This is a genomic window from Bradyrhizobium sp. AUGA SZCCT0177, assembly GCF_018130125.1.
Lineage (GTDB): Bacteria > Pseudomonadota > Alphaproteobacteria > Rhizobiales > Xanthobacteraceae > Bradyrhizobium.
In genome coordinates this window covers 58454-83987 of the sequence record NZ_JAFCMA010000024.1, presented here as the reverse complement: position 1 = coordinate 83987, position 25534 = coordinate 58454, and the positions used below count along the sequence as shown (strand labels likewise).

Annotated in this window: 20 protein-coding genes and 1 pseudogene; 9 read left to right on the top strand and 12 right to left on the bottom strand. The window is 63.6% G+C overall.

Annotated features, from left to right (window positions below; genetic code table 11):
- Positions 1-47: 47 nt before the first annotated feature.
- Together JQ597_RS25800 and JQ597_RS25795 are read left to right on the top strand one after the other, a co-directional pair.
- Positions 48-1106, top strand: coding sequence for a toxic anion resistance protein (locus JQ597_RS25800; protein WP_212267972.1), 1059 nt, complete (start codon positions 48-50; stop codon positions 1104-1106).
- A gap of 102 nt (positions 1107-1208) precedes the next feature.
- A complete protein-coding gene (locus JQ597_RS25795; RefSeq protein ID WP_249133719.1) occupies positions 1209-1847 on the top strand; it encodes a 5-bromo-4-chloroindolyl phosphate hydrolysis family protein in 639 nt (212 codons plus the stop codon).
- A 114-nt stretch (positions 1848-1961) separates the two neighbouring features.
- Here JQ597_RS25795 and JQ597_RS25790 read toward each other — a convergent pair whose 3' ends face one another.
- Positions 1962-2846 (bottom strand): alpha/beta fold hydrolase, encoded by an 885-nt coding sequence (locus JQ597_RS25790; RefSeq protein WP_249148200.1) that lies wholly within the window; start codon positions 2844-2846, stop codon positions 1962-1964.
- Positions 2847-3068: 222 nt separating this feature from the next.
- Here JQ597_RS25790 and JQ597_RS25785 point away from each other — a divergent pair, with 222 nt between their 5' ends.
- Together JQ597_RS25785 and JQ597_RS25780 are read left to right on the top strand one after the other, a co-directional pair.
- Entirely contained in the window at positions 3069-3884 is an 816-nt protein-coding gene (locus tag JQ597_RS25785) for an MBL fold metallo-hydrolase (RefSeq protein WP_212267966.1), read from the top strand.
- Positions 3885-3926: 42 nt separating this feature from the next.
- Positions 3927-4979 carry an amidohydrolase family protein gene (locus JQ597_RS25780; protein WP_212267964.1) on the top strand — a complete coding sequence of 351 codons (1053 nt, stop codon included), beginning with the start codon at positions 3927-3929 and terminating at the stop codon, positions 4977-4979.
- Between the two features lie 24 nt (positions 4980-5003).
- On the opposite strand, the gene JQ597_RS25775 is transcribed toward JQ597_RS25780, so the two are convergent.
- The 4 genes from JQ597_RS25775 to JQ597_RS25760 all read right to left on the bottom strand — a co-directional run bounded on the left by JQ597_RS25775 (position 5004) and on the right by JQ597_RS25760 (position 10631).
- A complete protein-coding gene (locus JQ597_RS25775; RefSeq protein ID WP_212267962.1) occupies positions 5004-6260 on the bottom strand; it encodes an aminopeptidase in 1257 nt (418 codons plus the stop codon).
- Between the two features lie 54 nt (positions 6261-6314).
- The gene (locus JQ597_RS25770) at positions 6315-7676 is read right to left on the bottom strand and encodes a class-II fumarase/aspartase family protein (RefSeq protein ID WP_212267960.1); all 1362 of its coding nucleotides are present in this window, start codon (positions 7674-7676) and stop codon (positions 6315-6317) included.
- Between the two features lie 68 nt (positions 7677-7744).
- Positions 7745-8455 (bottom strand): SDR family NAD(P)-dependent oxidoreductase, encoded by a 711-nt coding sequence (locus JQ597_RS25765; protein WP_212267958.1) that lies wholly within the window; start codon positions 8453-8455, stop codon positions 7745-7747.
- Positions 8456-8597: 142 nt separating this feature from the next.
- On the bottom strand, positions 8598-10631 hold the full coding sequence (locus tag JQ597_RS25760) for a DEAD/DEAH box helicase (RefSeq protein ID WP_212267956.1): 2034 nt from the start codon (positions 10629-10631) through the stop codon (positions 8598-8600).
- Positions 10632-11791: 1160 nt separating this feature from the next.
- Here JQ597_RS25760 and JQ597_RS25755 point away from each other — a divergent pair.
- Positions 11792-12514 (top strand): DNA-3-methyladenine glycosylase I, encoded by a 723-nt coding sequence (locus JQ597_RS25755; RefSeq protein WP_212267954.1) that lies wholly within the window; start codon positions 11792-11794, stop codon positions 12512-12514.
- Positions 12515-12602: 88 nt separating this feature from the next.
- A complete protein-coding gene (locus tag JQ597_RS25750; RefSeq protein ID WP_212267952.1) occupies positions 12603-12869 on the top strand; it encodes a DUF3551 domain-containing protein in 267 nt (88 codons plus the stop codon).
- A gap of 25 nt (positions 12870-12894) precedes the next feature.
- Here JQ597_RS25750 and JQ597_RS25745 read toward each other — a convergent pair whose 3' ends face one another.
- From JQ597_RS25745 to JQ597_RS25720, 6 genes and pseudogenes are all read right to left on the bottom strand, one after another.
- Positions 12895-15246 (bottom strand): mechanosensitive ion channel domain-containing protein, encoded by a 2352-nt coding sequence (locus tag JQ597_RS25745; RefSeq protein ID WP_212267950.1) that lies wholly within the window; start codon positions 15244-15246, stop codon positions 12895-12897.
- A gap of 184 nt (positions 15247-15430) precedes the next feature.
- Positions 15431-15622: a hypothetical protein gene (locus JQ597_RS25740; RefSeq protein ID WP_212267948.1), complete on the bottom strand. Its 192-nt coding sequence runs from the start codon at positions 15620-15622 to the stop codon at positions 15431-15433.
- Between the two features lie 4 nt (positions 15623-15626).
- A complete protein-coding gene (locus JQ597_RS25735) occupies positions 15627-16796 on the bottom strand; it encodes a PepSY-associated TM helix domain-containing protein (RefSeq protein ID WP_212267946.1) in 1170 nt (389 codons plus the stop codon).
- A gap of 6 nt (positions 16797-16802) precedes the next feature.
- Positions 16803-19118 (bottom strand): TonB-dependent siderophore receptor, encoded by a 2316-nt coding sequence (locus JQ597_RS25730; protein ID WP_249148198.1) that lies wholly within the window; start codon positions 19116-19118, stop codon positions 16803-16805.
- 207 nt (positions 19119-19325) lie between these two features.
- Entirely contained in the window at positions 19326-20258 is a 933-nt protein-coding gene (locus tag JQ597_RS25725) for a helix-turn-helix transcriptional regulator (protein ID WP_212267944.1), read from the bottom strand.
- A 171-nt stretch (positions 20259-20429) separates the two neighbouring features.
- A pseudogene (locus JQ597_RS25720) lies at positions 20430-20648 on the bottom strand (ABC transporter substrate-binding protein); the annotation flags it as partial.
- 72 nt (positions 20649-20720) lie between these two features.
- Between JQ597_RS25720 and JQ597_RS25715 the strand changes: the two are divergent.
- Genes JQ597_RS25715 through JQ597_RS25705 form a run of 3 tightly spaced genes read left to right on the top strand, consistent with a single transcriptional unit; the run spans position 20721 to position 24712 of the window.
- On the top strand, positions 20721-21389 hold the full coding sequence (locus JQ597_RS25715; protein ID WP_212267940.1) for a TetR/AcrR family transcriptional regulator: 669 nt from the start codon (positions 20721-20723) through the stop codon (positions 21387-21389).
- 15 nt (positions 21390-21404) lie between these two features.
- On the top strand, positions 21405-23279 hold the full coding sequence (locus tag JQ597_RS25710; protein WP_212267938.1) for an adenine deaminase: 1875 nt from the start codon (positions 21405-21407) through the stop codon (positions 23277-23279).
- Positions 23280-23302: 23 nt separating this feature from the next.
- Positions 23303-24712, top strand: coding sequence for an NCS2 family permease (locus JQ597_RS25705; RefSeq protein ID WP_212267936.1), 1410 nt, complete (start codon positions 23303-23305; stop codon positions 24710-24712).
- Positions 24713-24750: 38 nt separating this feature from the next.
- On the opposite strand, the gene JQ597_RS25700 is transcribed toward JQ597_RS25705, so the two are convergent.
- Entirely contained in the window at positions 24751-25389 is a 639-nt protein-coding gene (locus JQ597_RS25700) for a GntR family transcriptional regulator (RefSeq protein WP_212267934.1), read from the bottom strand.
- Positions 25390-25534: the final 145 nt, after the last annotated feature.

The following is a 25534-nucleotide window of genomic DNA, read 5'->3' as shown; positions in this document are numbered from 1 at the left end:
ACCGCGGCACCATGTGGCGGGAATGAGCACACAGGAGAGGAAGCGCGATGCGCGAAACCATCAATGTCCCGGCGGTCATGGTGGACGCGTCCGCGGTTGCGCGGATCAAGTCGGAGATCGACATCTCCGATCGGTCGCGCATCGTTACCTTCGGCGATCGCGCGCAGCGATCGGTCGTTGAGTTCGCGGACCGCATCCTCGCCCAAACCCAGAACCGGGAGCTCGGGACAACAGGCAAATTGTTGTCGGACATCCTGGGCAAGGCGCGTGGGCTCGATCCGGCGACGCTCAAGGACAGCGGCTTTTTCACGCGCCTGTTCTCCTCGATGGAATCGCGCTTGCGGCGGTTCTCCGAACAATTCGGCGACGTCGCCTCCCAGATCGACCGCGTCTGCGTCGAACTCGACCGCAACAAGGAAACCTTGCGACGCGACATCGCCGTGCTGGACGAACTGCACGAACAAACCAAGGCATCGCTCGGCGACCTCGATTCGCATATCGCTGCCGGCAAGACCTTTGCCGAGGACTTTCGCCGTGGCCGGCTGGTCGAACTGGAACAGGCCGTGAAGGCAGCCGGCGAAGGCAGCGACGCCTTGCTGGCGGCGCAAACCTATCAGGATGCCGCGCAGGCACTCGACCGGCTCGAGAAGCGCGTCTTCTATCTGCAGCAGGCGCGCCAGATCGGCATTCAACAGCTGCCGCAGATCCGTATCGTGCAGTCCGGCGACGAGACCCTGATCGAGAACCTGCAGGCGACGACCGAACTCGCGATCCCGGTCTGGAAGCAGAAGATGATCCTTCTGCTCGGCCTCACCCGTCAGAAGTCCGCGCTCGATTTGCAGAAGACCGTCACCGACGCCACCAACGAGATGATGAAACAGGCCTCGGAGATGATGAAGACCCAGGCGATCGAGATCGAAAAGCAATCACAGCGCGGCATCATCGATATCGCGACGCTGGAGAAAACCAATAGCGATCTGGTCGACACCATTTCGGGCGTCCTCAACGTCCAGGCGGAAGGCCGCAAGAAACGCGCCGAGATCGAGCAGCGAATGGCGCAATTGACCGACGAGTTGAAGTCAGCGATGTCCAAGTCGACGACATGAAGTCCACGATGCGACGTTGCCTTGCCGGCCTGCTGTTCGCGCTGGCGCTCGGCATTTCGCGCGGTGCGAGGCTATAACGGAATGCTATCAGGCTTTTCAGCCATGAACTGGATCGCGGGCGGCGCCACGGCAGCCGTCCTGCTGCCGGTGCTGGCGATCGGCACCGGCATGCCGTTCTGGATCGCCTGCATTGTCAGCCTGGCGGCGGGCGGCGGGCTGGTGACTGCATTTTCGCCGCGCAAACCGTTCGAGAGGCTGGATGCCCGTGGGGCCGCGCGGGGCAGAATCGAATTCGCGCGGGAGCTGCTGACCGATGCCGAGCCGCTTGCGGTGCGGCTGGAGGTTGCCGTGAGTTCGATCGGCACGCCCAAGGTCGCCGACCGCGTCCGCCATCTGGCGCGGGTTTCCCGCGAGATATTCGCGGGCGTCGAGGATGACCCGTTGCGCATCGATCTGGTACGGCGCTTCCTCACCTATTATTTGCCGCGGGCGGCCGAACTCGCCGAGGCCTATGCGCTGCTTGAAAAGGGCGGCATGCGCGACATGGCGCGGATCACCGCAACGGCTGAACTGATCGACCGGCTCGATGCCGCGTTCACCCATTACGCGAGGAATTTGCAGAGTGCCGACCTCGGCAATCTGGACATTGAGCTCAAACTGCTGAAGAGCTCACTCGACGAGGACCTCGGGCCACCGCCGCAACTCGGCGCTCCCTCGGGTCCAGGGAAGGGGAGAGTCTGATCGACGCCGGGACCGGCGGCTTACGTCTATCTGCGTCAGCATCCCAATCGGTTGGCGACGGCGTAGCCAGCCACTGGTCCAGCTTCGCTCGTTCGATCACGTCGCTGCTCTGGCCTACGCCTTGATCAATTCCAGCACCGCCGCTGCAAACGCCTCGGGCTCCTCCTGCGGCAGGTTATGTCCGGCGCGCAGCACCACCCGATGAACCCGGCGGCCGGCGAATTTCGGCGCGCTCTTGCTGCCGTCGGTGGCCGGGCTCACGCCATCCCCGTCGCCGTCGAGCGTAATGGTCGGCACGGTAATGACGGGCTGCGCCGCCAGCCGGCGCTCCAGATCGGCATATTGCGGATCACCCTCGGCAAGGCCGTAGCGATGGCGGTAGCTGTGGATCACCACCTCGACATAGTCAGGATTGTCGAGCGCGACCGCCGTCCGCTCGAAGCAGGCGTCGTCGAAATGCCAGTTCGGCGACCATTGCTGCCATAATAGTTTGGCGATGCCGCGCCGGTCGGTGGCAAGGCCGGCGCGTCCGCGCTCGAGCTGGAAATAATACTGATACCAGAGCGCCACTTCGCGGTCCGGCCGCGCCGGCACCATCGCCTTGGCGATATCCTGGATGTTGTAGCCGTTGACCGACACCAGGCCGATGCAGCGCTCCGGCCACAATGCCGCGCCGATACAGGCGGCCCGGCCACCCCAGTCATAGCCGGCGAACACCGCGCGCTTGATACCGAGCGCATCCATCAGCGCCATCAAATCCGCGCCCAATGCCGCCTGCTCGCCCGACCGCGGTGTCGCCTTGTCGCGAAACCGGGTCGGTCCGTAGCCGCGCAGATAGGGAACGATGACGCGGCACCCCTCGGCGGCAAGCTGCGGGGCCACGTCCACATAGGAGTGTATGTCGTAGGGAAAGCCGTGCATCAACATCACGACCGGTCCGTCCGCCGGCCCCGCCTCGTAATAGGCGATCTTGAGCACGCCGGCATCGATGCTGCGCAGCGGTTCCAGCCGTTTCGACGATGGTGCGCGCGCGGCATTTTGGGCTGGCGTGGAAGCTTGCTCGGTCAAGGCGTTACTCCGTTGTGGCATCCTGCCACACGGTATCGCCTAACGCCGGTGAAGCAAATGCGGCACAGGAGCTGTGCGCGATTGACATCATGACGGGCGCTGAATTCGGCGATACAGTAATGCCAGCGGCCGTCGCCGCATACGGGTCATGCCATGCTGCGATCGCTTGTGCTTGCCACTGCCTTCCTCGGTTCGCTGATCATTCCGGCGACCGCGCAATCGCCGCTGCGCAGCGAATGCCTGGCGATGGCCAATGCCCCGCCGCGGGCTGTGCCGGTTAGCCTCCGCCGCACCGCGGCCAAGGTGGAGGAGGTCGCGATCACTTATGTCGGGCATTCCACCTATTACATCGACACGCCCGCCGGCGTGCGGATCGGGACCGATTTCAACGGCTACTACCAGACCGGGCGGCTGCCCGACGTCGTCACCATGAACCGCGCGCACTCGACGCATTTCACGCTGTTTCCCGATCCCAAGATCAAGCATGTGCTGCACGGCTGGGGCGACAAGGGGCAGCCTGCGCTGGTCGGCCTGCGCGTCGAGGACGTCTATATCCGCAACGTGACCACCGACATCCGCCGCTACTACGGCGATGGCGCCGGCGGCGAGATGATCAGGGACGGCAACTCGATCTTCATCTTCGAGGTCGCCGGGCTTTGCATCGGCCATCTCGGGCACCTGCATCACAAGCTCGACGACAGCCATTTCGCCGCGATCGGCCGGCTCGACATCGTGATGGTCCCGATCGACGGCACCTTTACGATGTCGCTCGATGGCGTCTCCGAAATCACCAAGCGCCTGCGCGCCTCCGTCGTGCTGCCGATGCACCGCTTCGCCACCCCGCTCGACGAATTCATGCGGCTGATCGGCAAGCAGTTCGAGATCGACCAGCGCACCGAGCGAACCCTGAAGATATCGCGCGAAACGCTGCCCACCACGCCGACCGTGATCATTCTCGACGGGGTCTGAGCCGCCACGACAACGATAACAATAATCAGGGAGTGACCATCGATGGCCGTCAGCACTGCACCCGCATCGAAGAGCGGGCTCTATGCCGATCCGCGCGAAGACTGGCTGGCGCAGCACACCGAGGACATCATCGACCCCGACCGCCCGATCGTCGACCCGCACCATCATTTGTGGGACCGTGGCGGGCTGCGCTACATGATCGAGGAGATGGCGTCCGATATCGCATCCGGCCACAACATCATCGCGACCGTCTATGTCGATTGCCGCTCGATGTACCGCGCGCACGGGCCCGAGGCGTTCCGCCCGGTCGGCGAGGTAGAATTCGCTAACGGCGTCGCCGCGATGGCCGCAAGCGGCGGCTACGGCAAGGCTGCAATCTGCGCCGGCATCGTCAGCCACGTCAATCTGCTGCTCGGCGAGGACGCTAGGCCGGTGCTGGAGGCGGAGATCGTCGCCGGCAACGGCCGCTTCCGCGGCATCAGGCATTCCGCGGCGTGGGATGCCGATCCCAATGTCGCCGGGATGTATGCGACGCGGCCGCAGGGCCTGCTGCTCGACGCAACCTTCCGCAAGGGGTTCGCCTGTCTCGCGCCGCTCGACCTCAGTTTCGAAGGCTGGCTGTTTCATCCGCAGATCGGCGAACTCACCGATCTTGCCCGCGCCTTCCCGGACACCAGGATCGTGCTCGACCATTGCGGCGGCCCGATCGGAATCGGCAGCTATGCGGGCCGGCGCGAGGAGATCTTTCCGGTGTGGAAGACCTCGATCCAGGAGATCGCCAAATGTCCCAATGTCGTGGTCAAGCTCGGCGGGCTCGCGATGAGCCTGCTCGGCTATGACTTCCATCTGCGGCCGAAGCCGCCGACCTCGGAACAGGCCGCCGCTGCGTGGCGCCCTTATATAGAGACGTGCATCGAGTCCTTTGGACCCAGCCGCTGCATGTTCGAGAGCAATTTTCCGCCTGACAAGGGCCAGTGCAGCTACCAGGTGATCTTCAACGCCTTCAAGCGGCTCGCCGCGCAATACAGCGAGGCCGAGAAGACGGCGATGTTCTCGAAGACGGCGACGGACTTTTACAAATTGAAGCTCGCCTAGCTGACGGCCGGCGTGAGCTCCCGCTCACGCCCATTCTCCCTTACGGAATACCGGGACACTGCTTCCGTCGGCATGAATGCCGTCGATGTCGGTCTCGGCCGAGCCGATCATCCAGTCGATATGGATCAGGCTCTTGTTGCCGCCCTGTGCTGCGATCTGCTGCGGCGTCAGCTTGCCGCCGTCGATGAAGCATTTCGAGTAGCATTGGCCGAGCGCGATGTGCGAGGCGGCGTTCTCGTCGAACAGCGTGTTGAAGAACAGCAATCCGCTTTTCGAGATCGGCGAGGAATGCGGCACCAGCGCCACTTCGCCGAGGCGCGCGGCGCCCTCATCGGTGTCGAGGACTTTCTTCAGTACTTCCTCGCCGCGCGAAGCCTTGGCCTCGACGATGCGGCCTTCCTCGAACCGCACCGCGATGTTGTCGATCAGGGTGCCCTGATAGGACAGCGGCTTGGAACTGACGACATGCCCGCTCACGCGCCGGCAATGCGGCGTAGTGAAGACTTCTTCGGTCGGGATATTGGCATTGCAGGTGATGCCGTTCTTGGCCATCGAGGCGCCGCCTTCCCATTCGTGGCCGTCGGCGAGACCGATCGTAAGATCAGTGCCCGGTCCCGAATATTTCAGCGCGTGGAAGCGCTGACCGTTCAGCCATTGCGTGCGCTCGCGCAGCACCGCGTTGTGTTTTTCCCACGCCGCAACCACGCCGTCCTGATCGACGCGCGAGGCCGCGAAGATCGCGTCCGCCAGTTTTGCTACCGCGACATCTTCTGCAACGTCGGGAAATACCTGCTTCGCCCATGCCGGGCTCGGATAGGCGATGATGTTCCAGTTGGTTTCGAAATTGACGATCTTTTCCAACGCCGGCTGATAGGCCATCGAATTGGCCTTGCTGGCGCGCGCCACCTTGGTCGGATCCTCACCCGACAGCAGCATCGGATTGTCGCCGACGATCGCCAGCCGAGCGGTGTTATTGCCGAACGCCTTCGCCATGCCCTCGTAGAGCCAGCCGGCGGCGCGATCGAACCCGTCATTGTGGCCGTAGCGATAGCGCGACAGCGTGATCTCTTCGTCGGACAGGAACGGCGTCACCAGGCCCGCACCGGCCTTGTAGGCATGCTCGGCGATTTTTCGAACCAGCGGCAGCGCCACCGACGGCGCGGTCAAAAGCAGGTCCTGGCCCGGCCGCAACTGCAGGCCGACCTTCACGGCGACCTCGGCAAGGCGGTCGAGTTTCACGGGATCGATCGGCGTCGAAAAATTACGTTCGTGTGCGGTCATGACGGGCCCTCAAATCAATCGTTGCTACAGAGATAGGCGAACCGGCCGGTTCCTTCAACGCTTCGACGACGCCAATACGCGGTCGACCATCTCGGGCGCGAGACCGAGGTAATTCTTCGGCGAGGTCAGGCGGTCGATGGTCGCGCGGTCGATGCGCGAGGAGACCCGCGGGTCCGCGGACAGCGCATCCGCCAGCGTCGTGCCTTTTTCATTGGCGACGCGGCAGGCGTCATAGACGACGTCGTGCGCCTCCTGCCGGCCGATGTCGGGCGCCAGGCCCATCATCACAGCTTCGGCGACGATCAACCCGCGGCTGATATCGAGATTTTCCGCCATCTTCTTCTCGTCCACGATCAGGCCGCCCAACGCGAATTTGGCCTGATGCAGCGCGCCCGCGGTGAGGACAAAACTTTCCGGGATCGCCATCCATTCGGCATGCCATGGCCCGGTGGCGCGCTCAAAGTCCTGCACCATCGCGTCCAGCATCAGACCGGCATGCTGGCGCACGCCCTTGCACGCCGCCAGCATCAGTTCGGATGAAATCGGGTTGCGTTTTTGCGGCATGGTCGAGGACGCGCCGCGGCCCTTCACGAACGGCTCGTAGAGTTCGGCAAATTCGGTCGAGGCCATGATCATGATGTCGAGCGCGATCTTGCCGAGCGAGCCGGTGACGAGGCCGAAGAAATTGATCACTTCCGCAAGGCCGTCGCGTGCGACATGCCAGGTCGAGACGGGCACACCGAGCCCGAGTTCCTCGCACAGCGCCTTTTGAACCTCGAACCCCTTGTCGCCGAGCGAGGCCAGCGTGCCGGCGGCGCCTGCGAACTGGCCGACAAGGACGCGCGGCTTCAATTGCGCGAGGCGCTCGGCGTGGCGATCGAACATCGCGAGATAAATCGCGGTCTTGTAGCCGAACGTCACCGGCAGCGCCTGCTGCAGATGGGTGCGCCCCGCCATCGGCGTATCGCGATAGCGCTTGGAGAGATCGGCGAGGATGCCGCGGAGGGCGGCGATATCAGCCTCGATGATTTCGAGCCCGGTGCGGACCTGCAGGACCACGGCGGTGTCCATGATGTCCTGCGTCGTCGCGCCCCAATGCACGTAGCGGCCGGCGTCGCCGCATTGTTTCACCATCTGGTGCACCAGCGGCAGGATCGGATAACCGACGATGTCGGTCTCGCTGCGCAGCAGGTCGAAATCGAGCGCCGAGACGTCCGTCCGTTTTGCGATTTCCTCGGCGGCTTGCGCCGGGATCACGCCGCAGCGCGCCTCGGCCTTGGCCAGCGCGATCTCGACTTCGGCGTAGCGCGAGATCAGGCTGAAATCCGAGAACACCTCGCGCATCGCCGGCGTGCCGAAGGCGTCGCGGAACAGGATGGAGTCAAGGACGGTGGTCGAGGTCGGAAAGGCGGGCATCGTCGTTTCCTGAAGGGCAATTCGCTGGAATGACTCATGCCACAATCATTGCCGGTTGGGAAAGCCGATCACCATTTCTCGTGCATGGTCCGGACATCGAGCTCGAACGACCATGCGCGCGGCGGCTGTTTGTGCAGGAACACAAAGCCGTCAACGATGCCCTCGATGCTGATCAGGCGCTCCTCGCGGCCGGCGGCCTCCGGGAAACGCGTCTTGATCTTTTCGCCGCCGATCGCGCCATCAACCACGACATGTCCGACATGAATGCCGTCGCCGGCATATTCCTTGGCCATCGCCTGCGCCAGGGTGCGCAAGCCCGCCTTCGACGAATTGAAGGCGCCGTAGCCCGAGCGGCCCCGCAACGAGGCGCTCGCGCCGGTGAACAGCAATGTGCCCGCGCCCTTCGGCACCATGCGGCGGACCGCCTCGCGGCCGAACAGGAAGCCGCCGAAGCACACGACGCGCCAGCTCTGCTCGAAGTAATCGGCGGTCATGTCGATGATCTTGCCGGCCGTGTTATTGCCGGCGTTGTAGATCGCGAGTTCGAGATCGGAACCGGCCTTGTCGAACAGCGCGATGGTATCGGCCTCACTGGTGGCGTCGGCTACGACCGCCGTAGCGCGCCCGCCGGCTGCGACGATGTCGGAAACGACGGCGTCGAGCGCCGCCTTGGTGCGGCCGGCAACCAGAACGTTGAAGCCCTCGGTGGCAAAGCGCTTGCAGAGTTGTGCGCCGAGGCCCTGATCAGGCCCGACACCGATGACAATTGCCGTTCCCATCCATCTCTCCTGCGTTCGATGTCCATCAAGCCATTTTTTATATGACGACCGTCATCAATTCAATCGAAGGAGCTTCCGCTTTCCGCTGTTCACGAGGATATGAGCGTCGGGTGAAGCACGCCGGCCGGTTGCCGGCGCCTCCTCAGTCGCGGAATTTCTTCTTTTTCTTCTTCCCGAACGCGGGCTTCGCAGCGCCGTCATGTTTCGGCTTGGCGGCGTAAGCGGGCTTCTCCCGGAACGGCCGCTTTTTATCGTAACGTCTTTCCTTGTCGAATCCAGCAGCCTTCTCGCTGCGAGGCTTCTCTTCATACGGCTTGCTGTCGCGGGATTTGCCCCCGGGCGGCTTGTTGCTCCAGGGCTTTTCATCACGGGGTTTTTCGTCGCGAGGCTTGTCCCAAGGCTTTGCTTCCCGCGGCTTGTCCTGCCACGGCTTGCCATGCGGCCTCGGTGCCCTCTCCTCACGCTCGCGCGCAGGCGGACGCTTCTCGCCCTGCGGGCCCTCGGGCAGCGGCTCGATGCGAATATTGTCTTCCTTGTCGGGACGGCGGAGGTTGCCGACAAATTTGTCGGCGGCACGCGCGGAAATCTCGAACTCGGTCGTCGTGTCCATGACGCGGATGGCGCCGATGTCGGTCTTGTCGATGCCGCCGCGGCGGCAGATCATCGGCAACAGCCAGCGCGCCTCGGCATTCTTGCGGCTGCCGATCGAGGCGCGGAACCAGACACTGTTCTCGCCCATGACGTGGCGCGCCGACGGCTTTTTCGACTTCGATCGTGGGCTGGCGTTGCGATCGTCACCGCGCGGCGCACGACTATCCCGATCTCTTTCGCGGCCGCGATCCTCGCGGCCCCGGGCGCGATGTTCGCCGGGATCGATGATGTCTTCGGGCGAGGGCAGCCGTGAGCGATAGAGCCGCGCCAGTGCCGCGGCGATATCCTCGGCCGAGCGCTCGGCGAGCAGCGCCTGCGCCAGCATCAGATCTTCTGATGTGGTCTCTTCGGCGAACAGCGCATCCTTCAGCATGCGCTCCTGATCGAGCTTGCGGATTTCATCGGCCTGCGGCGCCGTGCCCCAGATCGCATCGATGCCGGCCAGGTTCAGCAGCACTTCCGCGCGCCGCTTGCGCGCCGGCGGCACCAGCAGGACGCTGACACCCTTGCGCCCCGCGCGGCCGGTGCGGCCGGAGCGATGCTGCATGACTTCGGGATCGTTCGGAATATCGGCGTGGATGACAAGATCGAGGTTCGGCAGATCGATGCCGCGGGCGGCGACGTCGGTCGCGACGCAAACGCGGGCGCGTCCGTCGCGCAATGCCTGCAGCGCGTGGGTGCGCTCGTTCTGGGTCAATTCGCCTGATAGCGCCACGACCGAGAAGCCGCGTTCCGACAATGTTGCCTGCAGATGCCGCACCGCTTCGCGCGTATTGCAGAACACCAGCGCGCTCGGCGATTCGAAGAAGCGCAAGGTATTGACCACCGCATGGTCGACATCGCCGGGCGCAATCCGGATGGCGCGGTAATCGATGTCGGCGTGGCCGCCTTCGTCGCCACCAACCTCGATACGGAAAGCTTCCTGCTGATATTCCTTGGCCAGGGCGATGATGACGCGCGGCAGGGTTGCCGAGAACAGCAGGGTGCGGCGGGTCTCCGGCGTGGTCTCGAGGATGAACTCCATATCCTCGCGAAATCCGAGATCGAGCATTTCGTCGGCCTCGTCGAGCACGACAGCCTTCAATTCGGAAATGTCGAGCCGGTTGCGCCTCAAATGATCGCACAGCCGCCCCGGGGTGCCGACCACGATGTGGGCGCCGGCCGCGAGCTCACGCTGTTCACGGCGCGGATCCATGCCGCCGACGCAGGAAACCACGCGCGCATCGGCATATTGATAGAGCCAGGCGAGTTCGCGATGGACCTGTAAGGCAAGTTCACGCGTCGGTGCGACGATCAGGGCAAGCGGTGCGCCAGCCCGCTCGAACCGCTCGGCATCGCCGAGCAGTTCGGCTGATATCGCGAGGCCATAGGCGACGGTCTTGCCGGAGCCGGTCTGCGCCGACACCAGCAGGTCGCGGCCAGCGGCGTCATTTGCCAGCACGGCGGTCTGCACCGGCGTCAGGGAATCGAAATTGCGCTCGGCCAGGGCTCGGGCGAGCGGCGGACTTGTGGTCAGGGATGTCACGGGATCAGAACCTTAATAGGCGCAGCTGCGCCGGAAAGCCGAATAAAGCCTCGAACCATACGATCGAGGCTGCCGGCTGGAGGATGCGCGGGTCCGATGACCCGAACGATTTGAATGAGATAGGCACCCTTTAGGCCATTCGCAGCCAAAGCGCCATGGAATGTTGGTGGGGGCTGCATTGCGTCGTTAACGGCGGGCTATGGTGTTGATATTGCAACGATATCCCGTCATCCCGGCGCAGGCCGGGACCCATACCGCGTGATCTCTCGAAGAGGCCGCGGTATCAAACACCTTTCGCAAAACTGCTCCCTGTGGTTATGGGTCCCGGCTCAAGGCCGGGACGACGGCGGTGTTTGTAACTGCACCGTCATCCAAACGCAGTTTCGCGATCTCGCGACGCACAGCGCCCGAGCTTTGCTGAAAACTTCCCGCCCTCTCATTAAGAGGGCGCAGGGAAGACCGGGTGCGCGCTGCACCCGCGGTCTCGCGTGCGGTTTGCACTAAGTAGGCTGCACGCGAGCATACAGGGCAGCGGAGAACACCCGGCCTTCCCTGCGCAGTGGCTTTACGGCTTATGCCGTGCTCTCCCCGGAGACGAGTTCTTGGTTGACTCCGTCGCTGTCGTTCAGCTCTCGCCTACCCGACAGCTTGACACCTGCAACGGGTGCCAGGACCACACGGTTTTGCCGTACGCTTTTGTCGCGTTACGTCTTCGCGACATCAGCGTCCACCGCAACCCGTCCAACGTCCGTGACGACGGCCGACGCCCTTCTGAGTAGGACGGGATGGGCAAAGATATGCACCTGATTTGCATTCTGGTAAACAGAAATCTTTTTTATTCCAGGGCTTGACACGACTTCCGTAAATCCGAACTGATTTGCCCGTCGGGTTGTTTTGTCGCAGCCCACCGTCATTGCGAGCGCAGCGAAGCAATCCATTCCTCGGCTGGGCGCGCCATGGATTGCTTCGCTGCGCTCGCAATGACGAGGAGAGGACGGCATTCCAAATTTGGCTGTCATTTCGGGGCGATGCGTAGCATCGAGCTCTGATGTGCAATTGCACATCGGGGAATGACGAAAGGGTAGCACGGCGGACAGGTCGCTGTTTCGCGCTATAAGCAGGGAACGGCAGTTGAACCAGACAGCCCGCAGGAATTTCGCATGACCATTCCATTCAAGACCATCCGCGCGCGCGCCGAGAAGCGCAAGGGCGGGCCGAAGGCGCTGCAGAAGCTGCTGCCGCCGAAGCCCGAGGCGAAGGCGCTTGCCAAACTTGGCGACGATAGCATTCTCGCCGAGATGACCAAGCGGGTGTTTTCGGCCGGCTTTGCCTGGAGCGTGATCGAGAACAAATGGCCGGGATTCGAGAAAGCTTTCCTTGGCTTCAAGCCCGGGCCGCTGACGCTGCAGGCGGATGAGTTCTGGGACGCGCTGATGAAGGACACCCGCATCGTGCGCAACGGCGCCAAGATCATGTCGGTGCGATCAAATGCGAGTTTCGTGCGCGAGATCGCCAAAGAACACGGCAGCTTCGGCAAATTCCTCGCGAACTGGCCCTCCTCCGACCAGATCGGACTACTCGACCTGCTGGCCAAGCGCGGTAGCCGGCTCGGCGGCAACACCGGCCAGATGATGCTGCGCTTTCTTGGGTGGGACGGTTTCGTCACCTCAAAGGACATGGTGGCCTGCCTGCGCGACGCCGGCCTCGATATCGCGGAGACGGTGACGTCGAAGCGCGATCTTGCCAAGGTACAGGCGCAGTTCAACGAATGGGCCGAGGAAACCGGACTGCCTTACGTGCAGCTCTCACGCATCTGCGCGATGTCTGCGGGCGAGAATTACAGCAACGAGACGCTGGCGCGGTTTCTGGGTGACGAGGAATGAATATCTGAGGTCGGGGTTTCCCTTATCAGGACACAGGCCCTCGCACACATGCTCGAGGTGCCGATGCGTGCAGGAAGGAACCTCTCCCATGCGCATTCCGGCTTTGACCGTCACGGCAGTCGCGGCACTTTTGACGGCAGCGCCCGTTCGGGCGCAGACCTATGATCCGGCCTACCCGATCTGCATCCAGACCTACAGCCACCACGGCAGCGCCATCATATGCCGTTTTACCTCGCTGGCGCAGTGTGCCGCGACGGCATCGGGGCGCGCGGCCCAATGCATCACCAATCCCTATTATGGTCCTGCAAGAGCGACTGCGGGACCGAACGCCCGGCGGCAGCGCGAGGCGTATTAGAACGGCCTGAAATTGATCGTCGCGATCAGCCCGCCGCGCGCCGCGGCATCTGCTCCGGCGCCGCCTCGGAAGGCTGCGGGATCTGCATCAGGATGGTTTGTCCCGTGGAGGCGATTTCGATTCCGGCATCCTGGAATTTCTGCTTCATGCGCCGGTTGAACTCGCGCTGCACCGGCCAGCGGCCGCTGTCGGTGCAGCGGATCTGGCCGACGATCGACACCATCGAACCGTCGACCTTGTCGATGCCCCACAATTCGAGATCGCCGCGGATCGCGTGGCGGTAGGCGTCCTCGCGGCGCATTTCGGCGACGATGTCCTTGAGGATCTGTCCGGCGCGGTCGGTGTCTTCCTTGTAGGAAACATTGACGCTGACGGACGCATTGCCGGCGCCGCGGCTCGAATTGGTGAGCGTCGTCACCGCGCTGAAGGGAACGATGTGCACCGAACCGTCGCCGGCCCGTAGCCTGATGGTGCGGATCGAGACATTCTCGACCGTCCCTGATAGCCCGGACACCGTGACGTTGTCGCCGACCTGGACAGTATTTTCCAGCAGCAGAAACAGCCCGGTGATGAGGTCCTGCACCAGCTTTTGCGAACCGAAGCCGATCGCGATGCCGACGATGCCGGCGCCGGCCAGCAGCGGCGCGACGTTGACGCCGATTTCGCTGAGTGTGGTCAGACCGACCACCGTGACGATCAGGCACAGCAGCGCCGTCCGCAGCATCGGCTGGAACGTGCGCAGCCGCGCCGCGCGCGCGTAATGCCCCTCGCGCGACAGCGCATTGACCTGACGATCCATCAGCGCGTTGGCGACCTCCCAGATCGCGGCGGCCGCGAGCGCGGCGATGCCGATCGTCACCACCGCCGACAGCAGCCGGCTGCCGATTTGCCCGCCGTAGAACCAGACGATGGCGTCGATGCCCCAGACCTCGAGCAATGCGACGAAGCCCATGAAGCCGATGACCGAAGCAACGATCTTGCGCAGCAGCGGCAGATAGCGATTGGCGCGGGTCTCCAGACCCGGAAAGCGCTGCGATATCTCGGGGCGAATGCGGAAGCCGCGGTCGATCAGGCTCAGCACCACGATGATCGCCAATCGCGCAATCAGGATGACGGCGATGCCGCCGACGAAATACTGCAACAACAGCGAATAGCCGTTGCGGATGTGCAGCGCCCACACCGTCCAGAGCGCGAGATCGAGCGCGATCGCGGGATAGTGCCACACACCGGCAATGCGGTTGCGTATCTGGGCGGCGGCGCCCGTGCGACCGTGCGGCGCGCGAATGGCGTCGGCGATCGGGCGGCGGCATTGCAGGATGATGACGACGATAAAGAGATGCACGACCAGCATCACGAGGCGCAGCAGCGCGGCATAGCCGCCGCGGCTCAGCCCGAGCAGCAGCGCCACGTTTGCAAAGGCGATGCCGGACACGCCGACCGCGACGATGCGCCGGACCCAGATCTCGATATAGGCCGCGGTCTCGGCGCGGACCCGAAACAGGCCGTACGGCCCGGCCAGCGCCCGCGCAGCACAGATCAGCGCGCGCGACAGCGCATAGCCATTGACGACCGCCTGGATCGCAAGCCGGACCGTCGGACGATCGCCGATCTCGGTGCTCAGTAGCATGGTGGAAACGCCGACGAAGACCAATACCGGCAGCAGTTCGAGCGCGAGCCGTCCGAGCACGAACGGCAACCGGATCAGCGACTGCCAGGCCCGCGCCAGGCTGAGACGCCGCCGGTGCAACGCCGGCTCCACGGTGACGTCAGCCGCGGAGGATGGCGGATCGACCATTGCCAGCGTCTGCGCCGGCGCGCGCGCGGTTTGCGGCAGCCGCGCTTCCAACAGCGCCACCGGCCGCTTGATCAGGCGGAACACCAGCCATTCGGCGGCGAAGGCGCAGCCGAACACCAGCGCCAGTTTCCAGGCGATGTCGAATATCTGGCCGTAAGCCGCGGGATCGTTGACGGTTCGCAGGAACCAATAATAGAACGCCGGAAAATGCGTCACCGACCGCACCAGATAGGTGACTTCGCGCGAAATATCGCCGACCTGTTCGGAGACCGTCAGCAGCAATTGCGCGCCAAGACTATCCGCGGTGAGCGGGATGGCCGGCTTCGCTTCGGGCGTCGGCTCGGCGGCCTGCGGCGATGAAGACGCCCCCGCAATCGCCCGCAGCGTGTCGATCATCTGCGCGCGCTTCTTGTCGTCCTGCAACGTCTCCAGCGCCCGCTTCGCCTGATCAGGCGTCAGCGCGCTGGCGTTGTTGGTTGCCGGGGCGGTGGCGGTCGGCGCGGTATTGGATTGGGCAAGCGCCGCGGGGCAAGCAAACAGCGCACAAGCGAGCAGGAGCGAGGGCAGAAATTTGTGCGACATCGAGGCCCCTTCTAAAATGCGCACGACGGCAAAACCGGAACCGGGTTTGCCGCCGCGCCAGCGTCATGTCGGAGAGCCCCTTTTCGCCGCCATCATGTGTCGGAAGTTTGCCATCGAGACGACTTTCTCTTGGCATTTGCTCTCGGCATTTCTTGCATGCCGCGTCACACAAATGTCGCAGCAATTAATCGCGCGACGTCGCCTGTCTGCGGATGGTGAAGAAAAAATACAGCAACACCGGCAGGGACAGCGAAGTCCACGACAGGCCGTCCCACCACCCGTCACCGACAAGGGCCGCGACGAGGCCCACGGTGGAGAGGATGCCGACCAGAATCGGCAGCGCAAAGATTTGCCGCAGGTTGCGATGATTTCTCAAGCGATCACCGCGACAGCACGGGCGTTTCGAGGGCGGAACCCTGCGCGATGGCGCGATCGACACTGACGCCGGCCTTGCGCCGGCGCAGCCAGAGATAGACTCCGGTTCCGAGCACGATGATCGTCAGCACGTCGAGCAGCGCCCAGAGGATCTTCAGCGGCATGCCGCCATAGTCGCCAAAATGCAGCGGCTGCGAAATGAACAGGGTCGTGACGTACCAGGGCATGTCGCGGCTGTCGGTCAGCTTGCCGGTTTCCGCATCGATCAGCGCCGGCTTGAGCAGGCGCGAGGTCACCGGCGTGTCGCCCTTCAGAAAGACGGCATAGTGGCTCTTGCTGCTGAGGATCGTTCCGGGGAAAGACACAAAACTCGGCGTCATGCCCGGCACCGCGTCCGTCGCGACGGTCACGGCCGCTTGCAGCGAGGTCAATTTGGCGGGCGGCGCGCGATCGCGGTATTGCGACGTCATCTCGGCAAGCTGGCCGTATTGCCACATCTTCAGGACGAGGTCGGCCCAGGTGTTGATCACGCCGGTGAAGCCGACCACGAGTGTCCACATCACGAGCAAAATGCCCGCGAGATTGTGGATGTCGAGCCAACGCACGATGCGCGGGCGCTGGCTGCGGTAGGTGCCGAAATCCAGTTTACGCATCGACGGCGCGTAGACCACGATGCCCGAGATGATCGCGACACAGAACAGGATCCCCATCAGGCCAAGGAACAGCTTGCCCGGCAAACCCGCAAACATGTCGGTGTGCAGCTTCAGCATGATGTAGGTGAAGCGGCCGGTGACGTCGGGCGAATCGAGATAGGCGCCGGTATGCGAATCCATCCGCACGAAACGGTTGTTCGTGGGGTCTGACGTGAGGGACTCGCCGACGCTGACGAACATCGCGTTGGGATCGTCGCGGTCCCAGATCAGGAAATGCGGCACCGGCATATTCTTCGGCGCATTCGCCAGCGCGTTGGCGAGCAGCTTGTCCAGATCGGCGAACGGTGTGCCGGGCGCGACCTCGGCCGGCTTCACCTCGCTGTGCAGGAGCTCGTCGATCTCATGATGAAAGATCAGCGGCAGGCCGGTGATGCACAGCATGAGCATGAAAATCGTGCAGATGAGGCTCGTCCATTTATGGACGGCGCCCCATCGGCGAAGAGATCTGGTCGCTGGCGTCATGATCAGCTAGTTCCAGGCGTATTTCAACGTACCGAGCACGGTGCGCGCCGCACCGAGGCCGCAATAGGGCATCGCCGTCAGGCAGGATGAGACATAATATTTGTTGGTGAGATTGGTCGCGTTGACCTGCGCGCTCCATCCCTTCAGGTCGCGCCGCAGATACTGGAAGTCGTAGCTGATGGCGGCGTCGTACAGGGTGTAGTCCGGGATAAAGAGCGTGTTGGCGGCATCGCCATAGCTTGCACCGACATAGCGGGCACCACCGCCGATGCCGAGCCCGGCCAGCGGGCCGTCGTACCAGGTATATTTCGCCCACAGCGACGCCTGCCGGAGCGCGGTATTGACGAGATAATTGCCGACAAAGCCGTCGTTGCTCTTGGTCACCCGCGGATCGTAGATGTTGTAGCCTCCGACGAGCTCCAGTTCCCTCGTCACGTTGCCGCGCACCTCGAATTCAATGCCGCGCACGCGGGCTTCGCCGGTCTGGACACTGAAGTTGATATTGCCCGGATCCCTCGTCAGCACATTCTGCTGGGTCACCTCGAATACCGCGGCCGTGAGCATCAGGTTGGAGCCGACCGGCTTGAACTTGACGCCGATCTCGGCGCCCTCGCCGGTCGTCGGCTTGAACGGGCTGCCGAACTGGTCGGTGCCCGAGATCGGCACGAACGAGGTCGAATAATTGGCGTAGGGCGACAGGCCGATGTCGAACAGATAGTTCAGGCCGACGCGCCCGGTCGAGGCCCGGTCATTTTGAAGATAGGTGCCCGGCGCCGGGAAGAAACCCGTGCTGACGGTTTCCGCCTGCGCCCAGTCCTGCCGTCCCGTCATCGTCAACGTCCAGCGGTCGAGCTTGACCTGATCCTGCAGGTACAGGCCGGCCTGGTTCAACGTCGTCGCGGATTTGATGAAGGACGGCAGAGTATTCGCCGCCGGAATCGGCGCGCCATAGACCGGCGCGAATACGTCGATCGAGTTGATCATCGCGAACTTGTAGTCCGAGGTCGAGGCCTGGCGGTTATAGTCGAACCCGACGAGCACCTTGTGAAGCAGCGGACCGGTGGCGAAATCGGCCTGGACGTGATTGTCCAGCGCCACGTTCTGCGCGGCGGAGTTCAAGTAGTTGAACGAGCGCAGCACGGTTCTGGAATCGGGAAGCAGGCCTTCGGAACGGACGCCGGCCAGATCCTGCGACACGTCGAAGTAGCGAAAATTCGAGCGGAATTGCAGATTGTTGTCGAAGCGATGCTCGAAGGCGTAGCCAACCGAAAACTGTTCCAGCGTGAAACGGTCGGCGCTGGGCTCGCCGATGTAGCGGCTATAGGGAATGCGACCAAACGGATTGGGCGCCAGCCCCGCCGCGTCGCCCGGCACATATTGCTGCCATCCCTTGTTCTGGATGTTCGAATAGTGCGAGAGGAATGTGAACGACGTGTCGTTGGTCGGCCGCCAGGTCAGGCTGGGCGCGATGAACGCCTTGTTCTCGTGCACGAAGTCCTGCTGATTGCCGGTGCTTCGCCCCAGGCCGACGAGGCGATAGAGAAATTCGCCGTTCTTGTCGATCGGCCCCGAGGTGTCGAACGCGCCCTGGAACTGATCGAACGAACCGAAGGTGCCGAGGATCTCATGCTGCGGCGTCGCGGTCGGGCGCTTGCTGATCATGTTGATCAGACCACCGGGATCAGTCTGGCCGTATAGGCCCGACGACGGCCCGCGCAGCACTTCCAGCCGCTCGAGGCCGTATGTCTCGATCTTCGGATTGGCGAACTGCGTTCCCTGATCGATCGGCAGCCGCAGACCATCAAGATAGCGTGGCACGTCAAAACCACGGAGCTTCATGGCGTCGAAGAAGGTCGTGGCGCCATACGTATCGAGCGAGACACCTGGCGTGTAACGCAGCGCCTGGACAATGTTCTGGGCGCCTTGTGCCGCGATTTGATCCTTGGTGACGACCGAAATCGACTGCGGCGTGGTCAGAATAGGCGTGTCGGTCTTGGTGCCGCTGGCGCTTTGATTGGCGAGATAGCCGACCACGGGTCCGGTGGCGCGTTCGCCGGCGCCGCCGCGAGCACCCTGTTGCACCGGTTGCTGCTGGGCGGGAACCGCAACGCGCCGCGTCGCCGTCTGCGACCGCGCCGCGCGGCGGGAAGGCTGTGCCGGACGCGCCGCTTGCGGCTTCGGGGCATCGACGGTGACGGGTGGCAAGGTTTGGCCGGACTGGGCGTGAACCTCCCCGATTTGCATGCTCAACCCGAATACGGTTACGCAGAAGAACGCCTTCGACGCCGCGCCCCACGCCGACGGCTGTACAGAATCACGCATCAGTCTCACCCCGTTCACTATTCCCCGTTCACGAGAGACCAGATTTGATTCTTGGATGCCTTTGCGTATGCGCAAAAAACCTTTGATCGTGCGTCGACACTCTCCAAGTTCGACGTTGGAATACTCCGCCGGTCACGCATCGGTGCGGCACGGTGGCGCCGGCCGCCACGCAGGCGGCCCGGTTCCCCCTTGGGAATGTCGATGAGGTCAGGACAGTCCGTCGCGCTGGCAGCTGCTCGGCACGTAGCCAAAATGCCGCCGGAACGCCGTGGAAAAATTCGCCGGGTTGGCGTAGCCGACGGCATAGGCCGCCTCGGTGACCGACAATCCCTGATGCAGCAAGGCTTCGCGCGCCGATTTCAGCCGGCTGGTTCGAAGATATTCCGATGCGCTGACGCCATAGACCCGATGAAATTGCGCGGTGAACGAGCGGCGGCTGACACCGGCGTGCCTTGCCAGCTCGGCAATCGTCCAGGGATGCCGCAGATCGGATTCGATCAGCTCCCTGACCGCCTGCAGGCGCAAACGCTTATGGTCGGATACCAGACTGACGCCCTCGTTGCCGCGCAGTGCCAGCATGGCCCGGGCCAACATCTCGGTCGCTTGCGCCGACAGCAGCAGCTCGGCGTTCCGGCCGTCGGCCACCGGGGAAAGCATCTCCATGGCTATGGCCTTGATCCGGGGCGACGCCTTCAGCGAAGCGACGAAGACGTTTTGGTCCCTGGTGTCGAACAGTCCGATGAACTCATCCATCATTCCGAGCCGCTCCAGGGACGAGATCGGAAAGGCGACGCCGGCCGCCTGCATGTGCGCGCCGCGGGGCGCATCGCCGTCCCACAACGTCGGCTCTCTGAGCGCCATGACCACGATTGAAGCATCCGAATAGTTGATCCGGGTGGCGCCCTTGCGCGCCCGGCCGCTCCCTGCCCCCTTGAGTATCACGGAGACAAAAAGCCCTGCCTTGATGACACCTTCAGTGCGAATCCGGCTGCCCAGCACGATATTGTTGCGTTGGAAAAGGCAGCCCGGCGTCTCCAGCCATTGCGTGCGGCTGGCAAAATCTTCCACGATCGACCTGTCATTGTCATCGGGATCGACGATGCGGAACTGCTCGAAAATGTGGTCGTAGATATGCGGCATCAACGCGGTTCAGAAACGATCATGCCGACACTATGCAATCCGCGCAGAACGCCCTCAAGGCCGATAGCGCGCGTCCAGTTTAGAAGCGTTTGAAAATGGAATCGTTTTAGTCAGCTTGCGATGATCGCGCGCACAGCCGGCGCGCGTCCGTCACTCCGACTTGTCGACATTCTAGAACACCGGCGTCGCCGGGCCGTCGAGGACGCCGGACAGCGATTTGCGCCACGCAGCCGTCACGAGATACTGCCCGAGCGGGATATCGATCACCTGATCATCGACTTCGGTCTGGATCTCGGCCGCGATCTTCTTCAGCTCCTCGGGCGAGGACGTGCGCGCGAAGGCATCGCCCATCGCCTCCACCTTGTTGTTTTCCGGCCAGCCGAACCAGCCGCACACTTACGCGGCGTCAATGCCTAAAATCTGACCTTGCCGCGCCAAATCCGCTGATGTCATAGTTATGACATGAGTACAGTAAAGCGACAGAGCTCCGAATTGCGCGACGAATACGCCGCCCTGACGCGCGGGCGAATCGTTGCCGCCTTTGTCGAGTCCCTTGCGGACGGAGCCGGCGACGACGTTTCCATGGCTGATGTCGCCAAGCGCGCCAAGGTCGCCGAGCGCACCATCTACCGGCATTTCAAGACCCGCGCGGAACTTCTCGCCGCCGCCGGCGAATGGATCGAGAACAATGTATTCGGCTACGTTCCCTTCACCTCGCCGGACGAACTGCCCGGCATCTTTCGCAAGCTGTGCAGGAGTTTCGATCGGCATCCGCATCTGGCACGCGCCATCGCCCTGACCCGGGCCGGCCGCACCATGCGGGCCGACTTCCGACGCCGTCTGATCGAACATCATCGCAAGGCGATGGCGCCTTTGACGCGGCACCTGAAGCCGAAGGAGGCTCGTCAAGCCGAGGCGCTCGCGACCTATCTCAACAACGTGCTGGCGTGGAGCGCGCTGCGCGAGGACTTCGGCATGTCCAGCGCCGAGATCGCCGATGCGATCGAGTGGGCACTGACCACGCTGCTGAAGGACGTTCGCCGGCGGGACGCGGCCGCCGCACGGCTGTCTTCCGACAAGGACGGTCAATCAAAGCGAAAACGGACGGCGGCCGCAAAACCACCGGCGTAGGAACAGGACAGAGCCATGGCACCCCTGAACGCGATCCCGGACGATCTGCTGATTAATGCAAGCGACGAGATTCGCATCCGTCAGGACCTGGTGCTGACGGCCCTCGGCCGCCGCCCGGCCGATCGTGCCTTGCGGGTCGGGCGCCTGCTCGACGTGCACAGCCGGAGCTGGAGCGAGGACCAGGAGATCGTCTTCAAGGGCCGCCGCATCGCCTGGGTCGGACCGGCGGGCAGCTATCCCGGTGAGGTCCGCGAACGTGTGCATCGGCCAAATCTGGCGGCCGTTCCGGGCTTCGGCGAGGTCCACAAGCACATCGAAAGCTCGCATCTGACGCCGGAATGGGAGGCGGCGCTGGTGCTGCCGCGCGGCAATACCTGGACCTGCGAAGCCAGCCACGAGTTTTCCAACGTCAACGGTGAGCGCAATCTCGAATTCTGGTTCGAGGCGCGCCGGCGCGGGTCGCCGCTGAAAATCTTTCCCCAGCCCGGATCGGCGGTGCCGCCCACCGCCTATGAGTGGGGCGGCGGCTGGTACGGCGGCAAGGAGCAGGCGCATTTCATGGGCCAGAGCCTGATGGTCACCGGGCTCGATGAAGTGATGGACTGGCCCGCGGTATGGAATCCGGACAATCCGTCCTACGCGCGGATCTGGGGCATGATCGAGGCAACCTTCGCGGCGCGCGGCGTCGTCGAAGGACATGCGGCAGGCTTGCGGGACCTACCGTCCATCAACGCCTTTGCCGCGGCCGGGCTCGCCTCCGACCATGAAGTGCAGACACCGGAGGAAACCTGGGACAAGCTGACGCGCGGCCTGTTCATCGAATTGCGCGTCTACGCGATGGCCGAGATCGTCGCGTGGCTGCTCGCGCGGGGCCTGCAGGATTGGTCGCAGATCGCGTTCACGACGGACGACCGCAGCGCCAGCCACACGCTCGAAACCGGCGCCAGCGATCACAATGCACGTCTCGCCATCGAGGCCGGCCTAGCGCCGGAAATTGCGATCCAATGCCTCACCATTAATCCGGCGCGCCACATGCGCCTCACCCCGTATGTCGGCAGCCTGTCGCCCGGCCGCTTCGGCGACGTCGTGCTGTTGTCGGATGTCGGCAAGCTCGATATCGCCGAAGTATGGGCCGACGGCGCCCAGGTGTCGGACGGCGAGCGTTACATCGGCCCGGTTCCGGAGATCAATTGGCCGGAATGGGCGACCAGGACAGTCAATATCAATCGCACGATCGAGCCGCAGGATTTCGCGCTCGCCGCCGAGCCCGGCCGCGCCACCATGAAGGCCGCCGTTATCCGGCCGTTCCACTGGCATCCTGATTTCTACACCCTCGAACTGCCGGTGCAGGGCGGCGCCGTACAGCGGGACGAGAGTCAGGCGATCACCAAATTCGCGATCGTCGACCGCTTTTCCGGCGATGGCCGCGTCTCAAAAATGTTCTGGCGCGGTTGCGGACCGCGCACGCCGGACACGGCGGTTGCCTGCTCGGTGGCGCACGACAAGCACAACATTTGGGTCGTGGGCTCCTCGGACGCCGCGATGGCCAAGGCGGTCAACGCGCTGGTCGAACTGCAGGGCGGCTGGGCGCTGGTGCGCGAGGGGGAACTCGCGGCCACCGTCCGGTTCGAGGTCGGCGGTTTGATGAGTTGCCGTCCCGCCGAAGCGCTCGATGCCGACATGCAGGCGCTCTACGCCGAGGGCCGCAAGGTGGACTGGATGTTCGAGCCGACCTACCGGCCGCGCTGGTATCCGGGATTTCCGGAGCGGCTGATGTTCGCGACCCTGACCTGCGCGCCGTGGAGTTGGGTGCTGGTCGCGCCATGCGAGCAGGCCCCGCTCGGTTTCATCAACGTGCAGACGGGCCAGCCGCATCCAGTGGTCTGGTGACGGCAACGATCGGAGGGGACACCATGAACGAGATGACACCGCCGCAACTGGCCTCCGGTCCGACCGCAGCAAATGCCGCCACTTCATCGGCTCCCGCTGCACGCTCGATCGACGGTTTCTTCCGCCTGACCGAACGCGGCACCAGCGTCGGGCGCGAGGTGATCGCCGGCGCGACCACCTTCGCGGCGATGGCCTATATCATTGCGGTGAACCCGGCGATCATGTCGGGCGCCGGAATGGACCGTGCCGATCTCGTCAGCGCCACCGCAATCGCGGCGATCTTCGGCTGCGTCATGATGGGGTTGACCGCCAATCTGCCGCTCGCGGTCGCGCCGGCGATGGGCTCGAACGTCATCTTCACCTATGTGATCGTGAAGCAGATGGGCATGCCCTGGCAGGGGGCGCTGGCCATGGTCGCGTTCACCGGCGTGCTGTTTCTGATCCTCAGCCTCTCCAAGCTTCGCGAGCGGGTCGCTAGGGACGTTCCGGAGGTGATGAAGATCGGCATCCAGGCCGCGGTCGGTACGCTGATCGTGTTCATTGCATTGCGTGGCGCCGGCTTCATCGTGCAAAATCCTTCGACCTTCATCGCCATGGGATCGTTGCGCAGCCCGGCGATGCTGCTGACGCTGGCCGGCCTGCTGTTGACCCCGGTTCTGGTGGCAAAGCGCGTTCCCGGCGCCCTCATCCTGTCGATCGCAGCCCTGACCTTGATCGGCCTTTTCGTTCCCGGCGCGAACGGCAAGATGGTGACTTCCGTGCCCTCGGCGATCCTGTCCTGGCCGCGCTGGCCGACCAGCACCTTCATGGCGCTCGATGTCGGCTATCTCTTCACCCATTTCCTGGTCGCCTTGCCGCTGCTGTTCTATTTCCTCTGCGCCGAATTCTTCTCGACGTTGGGCACATTGATCGGTGTGACGGGCGCCGCAAATCTGCGCCGGGCCGATGGGTCGATCCCCAATGCCACGGCCGCCTTCGCCACCGATGCGACGGCCACGATCGTGGGACCGCTGCTCGGCACCTCGGTGGTCACCGCCTACATCGAATCCATCACCGGCGTGCAGGCCGGCGGGCGCACCGGTCTGACATCGCTGACGGTCGCCGCTTTCTTCTGCCTCGCGCTGTTCTTCTGGCCGGTCTTCGTGATCATTCCGCCGCAGGCGACCGCGCCGGCGCTGGTGCTGGTCGGCATCCTGATGATGCAGGGTCTCGCGCGCATCGACATGATGGACCTCGGCAATGCGGCGCCGATCGTACTGACGCTGCTGGTGACGGTATTGACCAACAACCTCATCAACGGAATGGCGCTGGGAACGCTGAGCTATCTGGCGCTGGAAGTCACCATGGGCCGCAGGTTGCAGATTCCCGCGATGGTCTGGGGCCTCGGCGTGGTGTTCATTCTCTATGGGATCGTGACGGCGCAGATCATGTAAGCGAGCGTGGTGCGGCTGCACCAGTTGGACGACAGCGATCATTCGCCCTCGGCGAAGCCGGCCCGGACGACTTCCTCGCGCTTGCGCCGCAGATGGTTACGCAGAATATGGGCGAGCCCGCCGGCGTCGCGCCGCTGCAGCGCGTTCAGGATTCCTTCGTGCTCCTGGATGGCGAGCGCCCAATGCTCAGGCGACATCGGCGTGATGAACCGTGCCCGCCGTATCCTTGCGGCGATCGACTCATAGAAGCCGGCAAGCACCGCGTTATCGGCCGCGCGAACGATGGCCTCGTGGATCAACCGGTTGCAGCGATAGTACGACAGCAGATCCTGCGCGCGATAATGTTCGACCATGCTGGCCTGCAGCTCGGCAATTTCGCGCAGTTGCGCGTCGGAAATGCGCGGACATGCCAGCTCACCGGCCGCGGCTTCGAGCGCCTCGCAGACTTCGAACAGTTCCTTGACGTCCTTCCGGGTGAGCTTGGCGGCGCGCGAGCCGCGATTGGGCAGCAGCACCACGAGCCCTTCGGCCGCGAGCACCTTGAGCGCCTCGCGTAGCGGGGTCCGCGATATCGCGAACGACGCGCACAGCTCGCGCTCCGGAATCCGCGCGCCCGGCGGGATTTCGCCCTCCGTCAGGACGTGCCTGAGGCGGGAAACCACCTCGTCATGCATCATATCGAGGTTCTCCTCGGCGACTCGATGGAACCATTTTGAATGCAAAAATGATCCGCACCAAGCAAATTCGACCAGATTCCTATTGCATTAGATAGTTTTTGCATTCAAAAATGCCCTCCACAGCCAAACTGAGGTTCCATCCTGA

Bases quoted from the DNA above. Each gene is read 5' to 3' on its own strand.
- JQ597_RS25800 (WP_212267972.1), top strand. From the start codon at position 48: ATGCGCGAAACCATCAATGTCCCGGCGGTCATGGTGGACGCGTCCGCG.
- JQ597_RS25795 (WP_249133719.1), top strand. From the start codon at position 1,209: ATGAACTGGATCGCGGGCGGCGCCACGGCAGCCGTCCTGCTGCCGGTG.
- JQ597_RS25785 (WP_212267966.1), top strand. From the start codon at position 3,069: ATGCTGCGATCGCTTGTGCTTGCCACTGCCTTCCTCGGTTCGCTGATC.
- JQ597_RS25780 (WP_212267964.1), top strand. From the start codon at position 3,927: ATGGCCGTCAGCACTGCACCCGCATCGAAGAGCGGGCTCTATGCCGAT.
- JQ597_RS25775 (WP_212267962.1), bottom strand. From the start codon at position 6,260: ATGACCGCACACGAACGTAATTTTTCGACGCCGATCGATCCCGTGAAA.
- JQ597_RS25770 (WP_212267960.1), bottom strand. From the start codon at position 7,676: ATGCCCGCCTTTCCGACCTCGACCACCGTCCTTGACTCCATCCTGTTC.
- JQ597_RS25765 (WP_212267958.1), bottom strand. From the start codon at position 8,455: ATGGGAACGGCAATTGTCATCGGTGTCGGGCCTGATCAGGGCCTCGGC.
- JQ597_RS25755 (WP_212267954.1), top strand. From the start codon at position 11,792: ATGACCATTCCATTCAAGACCATCCGCGCGCGCGCCGAGAAGCGCAAG.
- JQ597_RS25750 (WP_212267952.1), top strand. From the start codon at position 12,603: ATGCGCATTCCGGCTTTGACCGTCACGGCAGTCGCGGCACTTTTGACG.
- JQ597_RS25745 (WP_212267950.1), bottom strand. From the start codon at position 15,246: ATGTCGCACAAATTTCTGCCCTCGCTCCTGCTCGCTTGTGCGCTGTTT.
- JQ597_RS25735 (WP_212267946.1), bottom strand. From the start codon at position 16,796: ATGACGCCAGCGACCAGATCTCTTCGCCGATGGGGCGCCGTCCATAAA.
- JQ597_RS25730 (WP_249148198.1), bottom strand. From the start codon at position 19,118: ATGCGTGATTCTGTACAGCCGTCGGCGTGGGGCGCGGCGTCGAAGGCG.
- JQ597_RS25725 (WP_212267944.1), bottom strand. From the start codon at position 20,258: ATGCCGCATATCTACGACCACATTTTCGAGCAGTTCCGCATCGTCGAT.
- JQ597_RS25715 (WP_212267940.1), top strand. From the start codon at position 20,721: ATGAGTACAGTAAAGCGACAGAGCTCCGAATTGCGCGACGAATACGCC.
- JQ597_RS25710 (WP_212267938.1), top strand. From the start codon at position 21,405: ATGGCACCCCTGAACGCGATCCCGGACGATCTGCTGATTAATGCAAGC.
- JQ597_RS25705 (WP_212267936.1), top strand. From the start codon at position 23,303: ATGAACGAGATGACACCGCCGCAACTGGCCTCCGGTCCGACCGCAGCA.
- JQ597_RS25700 (WP_212267934.1), bottom strand. From the start codon at position 25,389: ATGATGCATGACGAGGTGGTTTCCCGCCTCAGGCACGTCCTGACGGAG.